Here is a 14,835-nt window from a genome sequence, read left to right on the forward strand (position 1 = left end):
AATGTTTGATTACGAAATCTTGCGATTCATTTGGTGGGCACTGGTCGGTGTCCTACTAGCAGGCTTCGCTATCGCCGATGGCTTTGATATGGGTGTAGGAGCGTTAGTTCCAGTTATCGGTAAAAGTGATGTCGAACGCCGAATAATGATAAATTCCATTGCCCCACACTGGGATGGCAACCAAGTATGGTTAATCACCGCAGGTGGTGCATTGTTCGCGGCATGGCCATTAGTTTATGCAACGTCATTTTCGGGTTTTTACTTGGCAATGATCATCACTCTTGCCGCTTTATGGTTGCGTCCAGTCGGGTTGGATTACCGCTCGAAATTGACGGACCCACAATGGAGACAAGCTTGGGATATTGCTATTTCAATTAGTGGGTTTGTTCCGCCAATTATTTTTGGTGTGGCATTTGGTAACTTATTGCAAGGTGTACCATTTGAACTAACTGATTTTATGATGCCCTTGTACCAAGGTTCATTCTTCGGTTTGTTGAATCCGTTTGCCCTCTTGTGTGGTGTTGTAAGCTTATTGATGTTTTTGCTTCAAGGTTCATCTTGGTTGATTATGAAAACCTCTGATGATTTGCTTTCACGTTCAAAAGGCACTGCACAATTGGTTGGTTTGTTGCTAACAATTACATTTGTCGCTGCAGGATATTGGATTCAGAGTATCGACGGTTACGTAGTAAAAAGCGTTATCGATACGATGGCTGATTCTAATCCATTAAACAAAGAAGTGGCACGTGAAGCGGGTGCTTGGATGGCTAACTTTAATGCTCACCCATTACTTTGGATTGCTCCAGCGTTAGGAGCGGGCATGCCAATTATTGCTGTGATTGCTGCTCGTTTTAGTAAAGGTGGCATTGCGTTTCTAGCGGCGAGCTTATCGAGTGCTGGTGTTATTTGTACGGCGGGGTTCACTATGTTCCCATTTGTTATGCCTTCAAGTTTAGTGCCTAGTCATAGTTTGACGATGTGGGATGCGACATCGAGTGAGTTAACACTCCAGCTAATGACAGGCGTTGCAGCGGTATTTGTACCGATTATTTTGGCTTATACAACATTTGGTTATTACAAAATGTATGGCCGCCTTGATAACAAATTTATCGAAGACAACAACAGTTCACTTTATTAAGGAGTCGTAATTATGTGGTATTTTGCTTGGATTCTAGGTGTATTGCTTGCCTGCTCATTCGGTATTATCAATGCATTGTGGCTCGAACACAGTGAAATGATGGATAAGGATAGTGAATAGCAACCCAGCTGCTATTTTAATGAAGCCAATAGACAGCCTGATCGTTAGGCTGTTTATTATGGCTTTGGGACTGTTTCATGCAGGTTTATTGATGTGGGAGCCTACTCAATATGCCAATTCGATAGGTGGGTTTAGTCTATTGAAGGTGACATTGTTAATCTGGTCAATGTGCAGCAGTATGGTTGTAGGTATTGGGTTTCACCCATATCGAAGCGTTTTTAAGCTCATGTTTAGTCCTTATTTTTCATTACTAATATTATTAGGGTTTACAGGGCTGGTGTTGCTTTAGACATCACCGCTTACAATCGATGATAAAATAGCGTTACTTGTTTGAAGTAACGCTATTTTTTTATCATAACAATATCAATTTGAAGCAGAGCTTTTACGAATTGAAGAAAAGTACGTTATAGTAATCATTCGCATAGCAAAACTTATTGGGTTACTCGTGTCGCTAGAAAATATTGAATTTAAATGGCCAGTCACGGTTTATTACGAAGATACAGATGCTGGTGGTGTGGTCTACCATGCAAATTATTTAAAGTTTTTTGAACGCGCAAGGACGGAGATGATTCGAGCCTGGGGCGTCTCGCAATCAGTCTTACTTGAGCATGATATTGGTTTCGTTGTAAAGTCGATGGAAATTAATTATATCAAAGCGGCAATATTGGATGAACATTTGACGGTAATAAGTGTCATATCTGATCAAAGGAAAGCTTCTTTGCAATTTTGTCAGGAGCTCGTAAATGCTGAACAGCAGGTATTGTGCCGTGCTTTAGTTCAGGTAGCATGCATCAATAATAAGAAAATGCGCCCAATCGCTATCCCATTATCTATTTTTTCCAAGGAGTTACAGTGAACGCTGAACTTTCGATTCTCGATCTATTTTTACAAGCCAGCCTATTAGTTAAGTTAGTTATGCTTATTTTACTAGGCATGTCGGTTATGTCGTGGGCGATGATTATCAAACGTCTACGAGTGTTAAAACAAATTGGCAAACAATCTGCCTTGTTTGAAGATAAGTTTTGGTCGGGTGCGGATCTTACGCATGTCTATCAAGAAGTGAAAGCAAGGAAAGATGAGATCAGTGGATGTGAAGAAATCTTTTATGCAGGATTTACTGAATTTGCACGTCTACACAAGTCGAATAGCGGTGATGCCAATTACGTGATGGACGGAACTGCGCGGGCAATGCGTGTTTCTGTCTCTCGTGAAGTTGAGTCTTTGGAAGCGCATTTACCCTTTTTGGCTACGGTAGGCTCAATCAGTCCTTATATTGGTCTATTTGGTACCGTATGGGGAATTATGCATGCATTTATTGCTCTTGGTGCGGTAAAACAGGCGACACTCTCAATGGTTGCACCTGGTATTGCCGAAGCATTGGTTGCAACAGCGATGGGGCTATTTGCTGCGATTCCTGCCGTAATGGCTTATAACCGTCTTAGCAATATCGTTGGTAAGCTGGAACACAATTTCGCCACATTTTCTGAAGAGTTTCATAGTATTCTCCATCGTCAGGCTATGGTTGGGCGGGAGTAATTATTTATGGCCGGTTATCAGCCGAAGAAGCGTAAAATGACGGCAGAAATTAATGTCGTTCCCTATATTGATGTCATGTTAGTGTTGCTTATTATATTTATGGTGACATCGCCGTTTGTGACTCAGGGAGTCGATGTTGAATTGCCAAAAACGGAAAATGCGCAATCTGCTTCAGAGCTCGCAGGTGATAGTGATGTGAGCTTCATTATTGTAGAGATCACGCAAGCAGGAGAGATTGGTGTGAGTGTAAATAATGACAGTTTTCAACGCGGCTTATCATTACAAGACGCTATCGTATTGGTTAAAGCTGAACGCTCAATTAACCCCGAATCCCCAGTGGCCGTTGGTGGGGATGCTCAAACACCTTATGCAGAAATCGTGCTTGTTCTTGATGAGTTAAATCAAGCAGGTATTACCAAAGTTGGCTTATTAACGGATATTCGAGAGTAGTTGTGTCGAATTTGAAAGAGACCTCAAAGGTTAAAAAATCAGGTTTGGGAATGCCCCTATTCATTTCACTTCTTTTGCATATCGCGTTGGTGGTGATCTTGTTGTGGGGTTCTAATTTTATGTCCATAGAGCCTAAACAAACCGGAACGATGGTTGAGGCTGTAGTTATAGACCCGAACCTTGTGAGTCAACAAGCTAAGCGGATAAAAGAACAACGCTCTAAAGCTCAACAGCAAGAGCAAGATAGACTCGACAAACTGCGTCGTGAGAGTGACTTATTAGAGAAAAACCGTGCAGCGGAAGAAGAACGTATTCGTAAGCTGAAAGAGCAACAAGCGAAAGAAGAAAAAGCGACTCGAGAAGCCGAAAAGAAACGAGCTGAGAAAGAGAAAGAACGCAAAGAAGCGGAAGCTCGAAGTGCAGCCGCTGAGAAGGCACGAAAAGAGAAGCAAGCTGAACTAGAGAAAGTTGAAAAAGAACGTATTGCAAAACAGAAGGCCAAAGAAAAGTTAGAGGCCGAGACTAAAGCGGCGGCTGCGAAAGCTAAGGCTGCAAAAGAAGCGGCAGAGAAAGCGGAACAAATCAGAATAGCGAAAGAAAAGGCTGCCAAGGAAGCCGCTGAAAAAGCTGAAAAGGCGCGAATAGCGAAGGAGAAAGCCGCTAAGGAAGCAGCAGAAAAAGCAGCCAAAGAGAAGGCTGAACGGGAAGCGAAGGAAAAGGCAGCGAGAGAGAAAGCTGAGAAAGAAGCGAAAGAGAAAGCCCGTTTAGAGAAGTTAGAAAAAGAACGTTTGGCAAGAGAGAAACGAGAACAAGATGCGGCCTTGAGTGATGTATTCTCTGGGTTAGCAAATGAAGCTGAGCAAAATAGTAGTGCTCGATCGAAGTTTATTAGTTCAGAGCTCGACCGCTATGGCGCCATATACAAGCAGCTGATCTCGAGTCAATTATTGACCAACGACAGTTTTTCCGGAAAATCATGTAAAGTGAATTTACGCTTAATCCCAGCGGGCGGCACGGCTGTGTTGGGTAAATTAAGTGTATTATCAGGGGATTCCGCTGTGTGTGCTGCTACTTCGGCAGCGGTATTGAAAGTGAATTCTTATCCACTTCCAAACGATCCTGATATTGTTGAGCAGCTAAAAAATATCAATTTAACCGTAGAACCAAACTAAAAGGAAACGCTTGTGTTACAGCGCCTTATACTAAGTGTCACACTTATTGCTTTTAGTAGCATCCAACTTGCTCATGCTGCACTTGATCTTGTGATCACAGAGGGCATTAATTCAGCAAGGCCGATTGCCATTGTACCATTTGATTGGCAAGGTAATGAGCCGTTACCTGTTGATGTCTCTGCCGTTATTGCATCGGATCTGCAGCGTAGTGGGAAATTCAGCCCTGTCCCTACCAGTAAAATGCCACAAATCCCTTATGTGGATACGAATGTCGCATTTGAAGATTGGACAAAAATAGGCGTCGAATCGTTGCTGACAGGAGCGATTAGCGTGAATGAAAAAGGCGAGTATGTTATTCGCTATCAGCTGATCGATATTGTTGCTGGTCAATTGGGCGAGCATGAACGTAAAGGAGTCTCCAACGAAGGCTCATTGGTACTGTCGAAAGAATATTTATTGCTTAACAACGTCGCTGCTTATCCCAAAAAGCGTTTGAGAGAGTACGCTCACCGTATCTCTGATTTAGTCTATGAGAAACTTACTGGTGAGCGAGGGGCTTTTTTAACTCGAATTGCTTATGTTGTGGTACAGGATAATGAGAATTACCCATACCAATTGCGTGTGTCCGATTATGATGGTTTCAACGAACGGTTAGTATTGAGCTCTAAACAACCACTCATGTCGCCTGCTTGGTCACCAGATGGACGTAAGTTAGCTTATGTGTCGTTTGAAAATGGTCGTTCAGAAATCTATGTGATGGATATTTATGCCGGTGTACGTGAGAAAATGACCTCATTCCCACGCCATAATGGTGCTCCGCGTTTCTCCCCAGATGGAAAATCACTCGCATTAGTTTTATCGAAGACAGGTAACCTCCAAGTTTATACTATGGATTTAGCGACCAAAAAGGTAAAACAAATTACTCGAGGGTCTGCTAATAATACAGAGCCATTCTGGCATCCAAATGGGAAATCACTGATATTCACGTCTGACCGTGGTGGTAAGCCACAGATTTATAACGTAGATTTGTACACGGGAGCGACAAAACGTATAACATGGCAGGGTCGACAAAACTTAGGTGGACAAATTTCACCTGATGGCCGTTACTTAATAATGGTAAATCAAAGTGCTAATGGCTTTAACCTTGCCAAACAGGATTTAGATTCTGGAACAGTGCAAATTTTAACAAAGACTTTGCTCGATGAATCTCCTAGTATTGCCCCTAATGGTGGTATGGTTATATACAGCTCAATTTTCAACAATACTAATGTGTTATCGATGGTTTCAATTGATGGACGTTTTAAAGCTAGACTGCCGGAAACAAATGGTCGTGTAAGAGCACCTGCTTGGTCTCCGTTTTTATAAAAAGTGATTTGAATTTAAGGAATATAAGATGCAACTGAACAAAGTTCTTAAAGGGTTAATGATTGCAATCCCGGTACTTGCGATGACCGCATGTAGTTCAAGTGATGAAGCTGCAAATGCTTCTGGAACTGGAAGTACGGTCGATCAAGCGATAACGAATGAATCAACCGTATTATCTTCAATTGACGAGAGCGGTCAATTATCTGAGCAGCAGTTGATGGAACGTGTCATGCAAGAGCAGACCGTTTATTTTGCATTCGATAACTCAACGATTTCTGCTGATTACGAAGACATGCTAGCACTTCATGCTACTTATCTAACGTCTAACCCAGCGGTAACCGTGACTATTGAAGGTCATGCTGATGAACGTGGAACCCCTGAATACAACATCGCTTTGGGTGAGTATCGTGCTGAAGCAGTTGCTCGTTACCTACAAGCTTTAGGTGCACTTTCTAGTCAAATTTCTATCGTAAGTTACGGTGAAGAAAAACCATTAGTTAACACTCACGATGAATCTGCGTACGCACAAAACCGTCGTGCGGTTCTTGTTTACTAATTAAAGAGTGGCTTAACTATGTTCGGTAATACACAGTTTAGGAGCACACCACGAGTTGCTATGCTTACGTTATTGGCGTGCGCAGCGAATAGTGCGTTTGCAGCTCCCGCTCCAGTATCCGATTTGAACGGTAATTCGACGATATTGCCTTCTGTCAGTGGAACGAGCAGCAATAAATCTCGTGTTGAGCGTCTAATCGAAAGTCGTAATCAAATGCAGCTACAAATGCAGCAGCAGCTTGAGCAAATGACGATGGAGCTTCAAGAGCTCCGTGGTATTGTAGAGCGCAACAGTTACGACATCGAGCAAACGATTCAACGTCAACGAGAGTTGTTTATTGAGGTCGACAGTATTCGCACTCAAGCTAAGAACACTCCTAGTGCTGCGTCGGGCTCAGAATCGACCGCGTCAACCGAAGGTACGTATAGCGAGAATGTTGATGAGCAAGCCGCATATCAAAATGCTGTTGATCTCATTTTGAAAAAACGTGATTACTCTGGAGCTATTGATGCGTTTAATCAATTTCGCCAGCAGTTTCCAAACTCATCATTTACTCCGAATGCCCATTACTGGCTTGGTCAGCTTTATTTTGCCAAAAAGCAATATAACGATGCGCAAACCAACTTTGCTTCGGTCGTAAATTTTGAATCATCGAGTAAAAGAGCCGATGCATTAGTGAAACTGGGTGATATTGAAAAGCAGAACAACAACAGTGCTGCGGCTACTCGATACTATCAACAGGTTGTTTCTGAGTACCCATCAAGTAAGTCTGCTGATGAAGCGAAACAGAAGCTCGGCAATTAATTAAGTTCGATAATAAGATAAAGGAGCATTTTTGCTCCTTTATTTATTTTTACTTCTTATTTTGCTCAATAAAGACACGTTATCGCTTTTGACTCTCTGCTTCTACGGTGTAGAATGCTCGGATTGAAAGATGTTGTGTAGAGCAGAGCAATGAGCCATATCCTAGATTCAATCCAAACATCCTACCCATTTCCGCCAAAACCAGTCCCGCTTTCTGATGAAGAAAAGCAGGCCTATATCAGTGAAATTAAGCAACTGCTGATCGACAATGATGCTGTATTGATAGCGCATTATTATACTGATCCGTTAATTCAAGCTCTTGCTGAAGATACGGGTGGTTTTGTCGGTGACTCACTGGAAATGGCTAAGTTTGGTAACCGTCACCCAGCACAAACACTTCTGATTGCTGGTGTTCGTTTTATGGGAGAGAGCGCAAAAATTCTCACTCCAGAAAAACGCATTCTTATGCCAACGTTAGATGCAGAGTGTTCGTTAGATCTTGGTTGTCCAGTGGATGAATTTAGTCAATTTTGCGATCAGCATCCCGACCATACTGTTGTGGTATACGCCAATACTTCGGCAGCAGTAAAAGCACGTGCGGATTGGGTTGTCACCTCTTCAATTGCTCTTGAGATTGTCGAACATCTAGATTCACAAGATAAGCCCATTATTTGGGGCCCAGATCGCCACTTAGGCTCATATATTGCGAATAAAACCGGTTGTGACATGCTGTTGTGGCAAGGCGAATGTATTGTTCATGATGAATTTTCTTCCGATGCATTAAGAAAGATGAAGGCGCTCTACCCAGACGCGGCAATTTTGGTTCACCCAGAATCACCTGCGAGTGTCGTGGATCTTGCAGATGCAGTGGGATCGACAAGTCAATTAATTAAGGCAGCGAAGTCATTGCCACAGAAAAAACTGATTGTTGCAACTGACAAGGGTATTTTCTTTAAGATGCAGCAATTAGTGCCAGAGAAAGAACTCATTGAAGCGCCAACGGCGGGAGCAGGGGCAACGTGTCGCAGTTGTGCTCACTGTCCATGGATGGCGATGAACGGCCTTAAAGCAATTAAATCGGCGCTTGTTGATGGTGGAGAAGAACACGAGATATTCGTTGACGAAGCGATTCGGGTGAAGTCACTAATTCCATTGAATCGTATGCTAGATTTTGCAGAAAGTCTCAACCACACTGTCAAAGGGAATGCATAAAAGCACGACTTAGCTGGTAATAAGATAAAGTGAATGAAAAAAATAAGGCCGAGAGTGGCCTTATTTTTATTGCGCTTGTTCGAGTTCTAATCCTTTGAGAGTAAGACCGCATACCATTCTTGGTATCGCGTTATAGATCTCTTCAAATTGGTTTAGTTCTGCTGCGTCGGATTGTTCGAGTGTTGCAATCGCGGTCTCTGGGTCGTAAAGCATTGAAATAGTGAGTAGTATTCCACCGATTAATGCGTTGTCTTCACTCTCTTCTTCGACCAAGTTTTGCCAATCATCTTGTGTCAGTTGCCAACCTTGTAAGAAGCCTTCGCAAAAGTCTTGGGTTGCTTGGTTGACTAATTGCTCTTCGTCGAGCAAGCAGTTATCTGGCCATTGCCAAGTTTGCTCAAGAAGTTGCTCGCGCGTATTATTCCAAAGTTCAACAATGGTCTGGCAATATTGCTCGAACTGAGCACCATCGCTAAAGGGGGCACTTTCGGTTCCGCCCCATAAAAACGGCAGCCATTCTTCAGCAGGCAGTAACATTGGTGCGCAAGTGATTGCGGTAATAAAGCCTCTCGTTGATGACTCATTCATCAGTTGCTCGGTAGGCTCAAGTTGAGCAAATAATTCAGTTAAGTTCATGTCGGTACCGTACTTGTAATTGTGGGCTCAGTGTAGCCAAATTTCGTCAATGATTCTATTAGCTTATCGTGTATCCGTCATTATTTCGGCGGTTTGATATTGGTTCAGTATTTGCATGAAGTTAATTAATATTAAGGTCAAGGAAAACACGATGAAACCTCAACAATCACTGAAGCGAAAGAGCTTTATAGCTCTCGTTGCTTATCTCGTTCTATTTATTGCAATCAGTGGTGCTCTCATACATTGGGTTGTTAAAGCTCCAATTAGCTCTCAGCTCAAGGAAAATTTAGATTTGAGAGCCGAGATATTCGCCGGTCACGTGAAAGAGCCACTATTAGAATCATTAAGTATCTTAGATAGCGTTGTTTCTGTGGGGCAGGCAAATATAGATCGTGATAGCCAAACCGAGCTATTAAAAGAGCTGTTCCAACATATTAACAGTATCGTTGTGAGTGGCGGGCTTTGGCCTCAACCGTTTCTTGATGGAGAAGACATGGTTTATTCCAGCCTATTTTTTAACCAAGGTAGCGATGGTGCCGTCGACCAGGTTACGTCGTGGGATAATGCCATTTCAGGTGGGTATGATCAGGAAGAATGGTATAAATCAGTCGCAAATCAACCGCCAAAAACCGTTCATTGGTCTCAAGTGTATGTCGATGGCTATACACGAGTCAAAATGATCACTATCTCACAACCTTATTATATCGATAACGAGTTTTCTGGCGTTGCTACTGTTGATTTGTCTCTCGATGACTTAGTTGAACTTATTTCACCGACTGCGAGCCAATCTCAAATTGGTGTCAATCTAATTGATTCATACGGTTCACCGGTCGCATCTCATCAATTTCGAGTAAAGCAATCGGGTTACATCAGCCAATATCACTTCGCTGATTTGAATTGGATATTGGAAGTCGTCAATTCAAATAAATCGGTAAATGAACAAATTACCGAGATCGTTACTGATATCGAACTTTGGCTTATTCCCTTTTTGTTGGTCGGCTTGATCTTTGGTTACTTAATGCTAAATCGTAAGATTATTAGCCCTATTGTTGATATCGCTGACCGATTAAAGAATTCAAAAGAGGGCGGTATGATCGATATGCCGTACCGAAGCCACGATGAAATTCGTTACTTAATTGACGCTTTGAACCAAAAAACCGTCTTTTTAGATGCTGAAAAAATGAAAGCTCAAGAAAGTACCACTGCAAAGAGTAACTTCTTCGCGACCTTATCACATGAGATTCGTACTCCAATGAACGGTGTGTTAGGAAACGCCCAGTTGATGATGAATGATGAGCTCAGTCCTGCACAAGCTAAACGCTTACAGGTTCTTCACCAATCCGGTGAACATATGATGACCCTGCTCGATGAAATTCTCGATTATTCAAAAATTGAACAAGGCTATTTAGAGCTTGATGCACAAGATTTCGCTTTAGAAGATTTGACCGACAGTATTGTCAGTGTTTACCAAGGGTTATGTGACGAAAAAGGCCTCACACTTAACATTGAATCGAATATCGAGCCAGACCGGTATTATGTTGGGGATATATCGCGGATTAAGCAGATACTCTTTAATCTCCTCAATAACGCGGTTAAGTTTACCGACCAAGGACACATTAGTATTCGTTTAGACGAAGAAGTGACTGGGTATCAAGAAAATACGTTAAGCATATCGATTGAAGACAGCGGCATTGGTATTAGCCCAGAAGCGCAAGATAAAATTTTCAGACCTTTTGAACAGGCCGAACTCAACACCAACCGTAGATACGGTGGAACAGGTTTGGGCCTCGCCATCGTTGATCAATTAATAAAACTGATGGGTGGGGAAATTAAGCTCACAAGCATACTGTCGCTTGGGAGTTTCTTTGACGTCAAACTTCCTTTGAAATTGGGTACTAAAACCGAATCATCGACTTCGTATGTGACGAAAGATGTTCAGTTTAATGGAATAAAAGCCTTGATCGTGGAAGACAATCGAGTCAACGCTCATATTTTGGAATCGTTTCTTGTTAAGCGAGAGATCGAGAGTGTCGTTGCTGAAGACGGCTCCATCGCACTTGATCAACTCGAAAAGGAGGACTTCGATTTTATTCTTATGGATCATCATATGCCAGTTATGGACGGTATCGAGACGATCAAACGTATTCGCGCTCGTGGAGATGCGATCAATCAAATCTTTATCCTCGGCTGTTCCGCTGATGTATTTAAGCAAGCGAAGGATAAGATGATGAACGCTGGCGCCGATGTGATGCTCAATAAACCAGTAATGGAGCAGGAACTCAATGATGTGCTCTATCGTCATACCGATAAAATTTATCAATATCATAAAGAAGCAGCGCAACCTTCGGAGAATGATCCTCTAGCAGACGACAAAGAGACAGAGGACTAACCCGATTTATTTAAGCACAGAGGCGAACCCAGATGTTTATTGTTTAACCAAACAACTGTTTTTTGTATGAATATACTTGACCCAAAGTCAGATAATCATTACATTGACGCCTCGTTAGCCTATCGTGCTAACAATACGGTGAGTTGGCCGAGTGGCTGAAGGCGCACGCCTGGAAAGTGTGTATACGGCAACGTATCGAGAGTTCGAATCTCTTGCTCACCGCCACATTGTAGTCCGCAGACGTTCGTCTGCGGACTTTTTCGTTAAAATCTTCTTATTTTTCATTGCCTTACCTTCCGTGGTCGTTCGTTTGTGTTCACCTCTATCCGTGCATTTGTGTATGCCAAAATGTATGCCTACTATGTAGAACTCATTTTGGCATACACTTACAACAGGCTAGTCGTTAATGGAAAAGGGAACGATTTTACCTACTGTTGTTGAGATAATTGGTAATATTTTCAATACGTTAACTTATCAAGTGTATAACGGCCAAAATACCCAATTTCATCAAAAAATCCGCATACACTTGGAGATTGAAATATGGCTAGAAGCTTATACAAACTGTCTGCTAGAGAAGTAAATACCTTGAAGGCTAAATCAAAACCATACCGTGTGTCAGATGGTTTTTTGAAAGCAAACCGCCGATTAAACTTGAAATTAACGCAACAACAAAAGACCAATGGAACTCATGGGTCATCAATACGTTTATCCATCAACGTCCTTAGAGCACCGTGTTTTATCGAAATATATTACGGGCCGCTTCACTTGTATTAGGACAGATCGACACCGCATGCCGAATTCCTGGATAAACGTCACTAGATACACTGGCCGCTGAAAGTAAGTCCCCTAGCTCTCTCGGATTTTTCTCATACCAAAACGACACATTATCCGTCTCTAACTCTCCGTTTGAGAGCAGTCCAATTGGTCCATATTGACATTGCAAAATGGGATAGCCTTGTTTCTGTATCACAAGGCCAATTCGACGCATGTCTTCGTTTTGTCCCACACCATCCGATGCCAATCCCATACCTGTGCGGTAGGCCAACAGATCTTGTGAATAAAGAGCGTACCCATCTTCGGTTTTCTGTGGATTGCGGGCCCGCGCTTCATATGTTTTTCGCATGTAACGCAAAATATCTTTTTTTGTTGCAGGCTCGAAGTTGAGTTTTGGTTCAACGAGGTTAATCCGTGTAGTTTGGACAGGTTTAAGGTTATTTGCACCTCTCCATAAGTTTTCAGCGTATTGTTTTACAATCGGAGAGGCACAAGCTTCATTGGTTAAGAAATGCGCAGTTTCTGCATCGGACACCAACTCGTCATTAAGGGATGTTAATCTGTTTTGCGCAAATGAAAAAACGTCGCCATTTGATGTTGATGCGGCCCCGATTATTGCAAAAGGACTGAATTCACCGCTTAGATACTTCGCATTTGCCATGGTTTCATATTTTTTCGCCAAACGGTTTTCCATATCCACAGATTTTTGTCCATATGGCGTTGTCACCCCATAACGGGTTTGAAACCAAGATTCCGTATATCTAGTGCGGTTTGCGGGTAAATGCGTTTTACAAAGTTTTGAGTATTGATCGACATATATTACATAGCTCTTTGCAAAATCCCCCGCGTTAGCAATAAACTGAAAATTACCCTCAATAATATTCCGAGGTGTCTCAAAATTCTGGTAACTACTCCAATAAGTACCGGATTTATAGATAAGACCAGGTCGTTTAGACCAGTGTAGGAGATTCGCGAACCCGTCATATCGTTTCTTTTCTAGTGCCTGTTTTTGAACTTTGTGGCGTTCAAACATCGCTGAAATGTCGGTAAGGGCAGCCGTTTGTTGTGTCGACTTTGGTTTACGTCGCTTCAGTACGGTTGAAGCAGTCAGGTACTCAATTCCATAGGGGACTCCTTCAAGGCCATCGATTTCATATCCGGGTCGCCAAGGTGTGCCATCTGCAGGTTGTTTAAAACTTAAATAGATAACTGGATCTTCAGCTTCAAAGGAAGCCTTCTTACCGCCACCATACGGATGAAGATAATTGTCTTTTATATAGATCCATGCCGCGACACGTCGACGATTAGATTGATACCTTGGGTGATTTTTCCATTCTGGGAATGTTGCGTAAAGTGCAGGAATAATATGATTTGAGAAACGAGCAATTTCCACCTCCGAATACGTGAACCCAGGTTGGGGTGCTTCGATTGGTGTCGTTTGAATAGATGCCTCATCTGCTTCGAAATAAGTGCCTTTTGAAGAAATTGTTCTTTCGGCAAAAATCATCAACTCAATATTTCCTGGCGCACTATCTCTTGGATGAATGCCGGTGTAAGAGAGCATTGCACCATAATAAACACCGCTGGTATCCTCGTATATTTTGCGCGCTTCAGGTATGTTCCTCAAATCAAGAGTTTGCGCCATGGTGAGGAATGAGGAACATAATACCAGTGTGATCGATAACAAAAACCGCATGTAAGAGCCTCTATCGATTTTTCAACAACCTAATACTCAAGCTGACATCTTCACCACTTGAGACTTGTATGGAGATGAAAAACATTTTTGACGTTTAGAACGTTAATACACTAAACGACATTTCTTATCCATTCAACAGGTGCTGATTTTCCCAAGAATAAACCTTACTCAAATTTATGAGATATTTATACCCTATAGGAACCCACCTTAACTAACTGATATATTGCTCTGAAAACAGTACCACTCAATTACCCAAAGGCTAATTATTGTCTTTACATCTTTAACATTAACCTTTAAGTTAGATTTTTCTTAATTAGATTATGCTAATGTTAATATATAGAGGTACCACATGAATTTAACACAGCGTCTTACTATATCCATTTTAGCCGGTGCATTGCTAACGGCTACTTGCGCTATGGCCGAGAGTACAGCCACTAATCCGATCGAGAATAAAGCACTTTTCATAGTCACCAGTGATTCTTTACAAACACAAGGGATGGCAATGGTATTAGGCAATGCTATGCAATCAAAAGGAGTTTCTGTCGATGTACTATTATGTGACCAAGCTGGTGATTTAGCGCTGTCATCTACTGTTAGTAACCCATTAAAACCACTCAATGCGACTCCCGAACAGCTGATCGCTAAACTACAATCGAAAGGGTCTAATATCAGTGTTTGCTCCCTTTATCTTCCAAATAGTGAGCACAGTAAACAAGATCTACGTGATGGTATCAAAGTTGCCACTCCACCAGAAATGGCAACAATGATGATTTCTGAAAATGTTCGCGTCTATAATTTTTAATCGATAGCCTTAAGTAAAGGGACTAAATGTAGATTAGAACATTGTTTTAGATTGAAAATATTGGCCCATTCGTGATTAATTGGCTCCGAAGCCTCAGGGCAGAGTCACGGTTAGGCCAATGAAATGGTTAAAAAAGTTGTTGGTGTGAAAAATCGAGCCTGTCACAGATTCTGTGTAACTTATAT

The 14,835-nt window shown here is 42.1% G+C and carries 15 protein-coding genes and 1 tRNA gene; 14 read left to right on the top strand and 2 right to left on the bottom strand.

The window, feature by feature from the left end; all coding sequences use genetic code 11:
• Position 1 precedes the first annotated feature (1 nt).
• The 11 genes from cydB to nadA all read left to right on the top strand — a co-directional run bounded on the left by cydB (position 2) and on the right by nadA (position 8,353).
• Positions 2-1,138, top strand: coding sequence for a cytochrome d ubiquinol oxidase subunit II (gene cydB / locus ACWU4D_RS00515; RefSeq protein ID WP_456049413.1), 1,137 nt, complete (start codon positions 2-4; stop codon positions 1,136-1,138).
• Between the two features lie 12 nt (positions 1,139-1,150).
• On the top strand, positions 1,151-1,258 hold the full coding sequence (gene cydX, locus ACWU4D_RS00520; RefSeq protein ID WP_087479513.1) for a cytochrome bd-I oxidase subunit CydX: 108 nt from the start codon (positions 1,151-1,153) through the stop codon (positions 1,256-1,258).
• On the top strand, positions 1,251-1,547 hold the full coding sequence (locus ACWU4D_RS00525) for a cyd operon YbgE family protein (protein ID WP_456049414.1): 297 nt from the start codon (positions 1,251-1,253) through the stop codon (positions 1,545-1,547). Before cydX ends, ACWU4D_RS00525 begins: the two co-directional genes overlap by 8 nt.
• Positions 1,548-1,703: 156 nt before the next feature.
• Positions 1,704-2,114, top strand: a complete 411-nt coding sequence (gene ybgC / locus ACWU4D_RS00530; protein WP_456049415.1) for a tol-pal system-associated acyl-CoA thioesterase — start codon at positions 1,704-1,706, stop codon at positions 2,112-2,114.
• A complete protein-coding gene (tolQ, locus tag ACWU4D_RS00535) occupies positions 2,111-2,794 on the top strand; it encodes a protein TolQ (protein WP_456049416.1) in 684 nt (227 codons plus the stop codon). Before ybgC ends, tolQ begins: the two co-directional genes overlap by 4 nt.
• 6 nt (positions 2,795-2,800) lie before the next feature.
• Positions 2,801-3,244 (top strand): ExbD/TolR family protein, encoded by a 444-nt coding sequence (locus ACWU4D_RS00540; RefSeq protein ID WP_456049417.1) that lies wholly within the window; start codon positions 2,801-2,803, stop codon positions 3,242-3,244.
• Between the two features lie 11 nt (positions 3,245-3,255).
• The gene (gene tolA, locus ACWU4D_RS00545) at positions 3,256-4,416 is read left to right on the top strand and encodes a cell envelope integrity protein TolA (RefSeq protein WP_456049965.1); all 1,161 of its coding nucleotides are present in this window, start codon (positions 3,256-3,258) and stop codon (positions 4,414-4,416) included.
• A 12-nt stretch (positions 4,417-4,428) separates the two neighbouring features.
• Positions 4,429-5,781, top strand: a complete 1,353-nt coding sequence (gene tolB / locus ACWU4D_RS00550; RefSeq protein ID WP_456049418.1) for a Tol-Pal system beta propeller repeat protein TolB — start codon at positions 4,429-4,431, stop codon at positions 5,779-5,781.
• Positions 5,782-5,809: 28 nt separating this feature from the next.
• Positions 5,810-6,337, top strand: a complete 528-nt coding sequence (gene pal / locus ACWU4D_RS00555; RefSeq protein ID WP_456049419.1) for a peptidoglycan-associated lipoprotein Pal — start codon at positions 5,810-5,812, stop codon at positions 6,335-6,337.
• An 18-nt stretch (positions 6,338-6,355) separates the two neighbouring features.
• Entirely contained in the window at positions 6,356-7,141 is a 786-nt protein-coding gene (gene ybgF / locus ACWU4D_RS00560) for a tol-pal system protein YbgF (protein WP_456049420.1), read from the top strand.
• A 150-nt stretch (positions 7,142-7,291) separates the two neighbouring features.
• Positions 7,292-8,353, top strand: a complete 1,062-nt coding sequence (gene nadA / locus ACWU4D_RS00565; protein ID WP_456049421.1) for a quinolinate synthase NadA — start codon at positions 7,292-7,294, stop codon at positions 8,351-8,353.
• Between the two features lie 66 nt (positions 8,354-8,419).
• On the opposite strand, the gene ACWU4D_RS00570 is transcribed toward nadA, so the two are convergent.
• Positions 8,420-8,989, bottom strand: a complete 570-nt coding sequence (locus ACWU4D_RS00570) for a UPF0149 family protein (protein WP_456049422.1) — start codon at positions 8,987-8,989, stop codon at positions 8,420-8,422.
• A gap of 151 nt (positions 8,990-9,140) precedes the next feature.
• On the opposite strand from ACWU4D_RS00570, the gene ACWU4D_RS00575 reads away from it, so the two are divergent.
• Together ACWU4D_RS00575 and ACWU4D_RS00580 are read left to right on the top strand one after the other, a co-directional pair.
• On the top strand, positions 9,141-11,378 hold the full coding sequence (locus tag ACWU4D_RS00575; protein WP_456049423.1) for an ATP-binding protein: 2,238 nt from the start codon (positions 9,141-9,143) through the stop codon (positions 11,376-11,378).
• 137 nt (positions 11,379-11,515) lie between these two features.
• A tRNA-Ser gene (locus ACWU4D_RS00580) sits at positions 11,516-11,603 on the top strand.
• Between the two features lie 511 nt (positions 11,604-12,114).
• On the opposite strand, the gene ACWU4D_RS00585 is transcribed toward ACWU4D_RS00580, so the two are convergent.
• Complete coding sequence (locus ACWU4D_RS00585; protein WP_456049424.1) at positions 12,115-13,779, bottom strand: hypothetical protein; 1,665 nt, start codon at positions 13,777-13,779, stop codon at positions 12,115-12,117.
• Between the two features lie 418 nt (positions 13,780-14,197).
• Between ACWU4D_RS00585 and ACWU4D_RS00590 the strand changes: the two genes are divergently transcribed.
• Entirely contained in the window at positions 14,198-14,650 is a 453-nt protein-coding gene (locus tag ACWU4D_RS00590; RefSeq protein ID WP_456049425.1) for a hypothetical protein, read from the top strand.
• Positions 14,651-14,835 lie beyond the last annotated feature (185 nt).

This window comes from Vibrio phycocola (genome assembly GCF_053850235.1).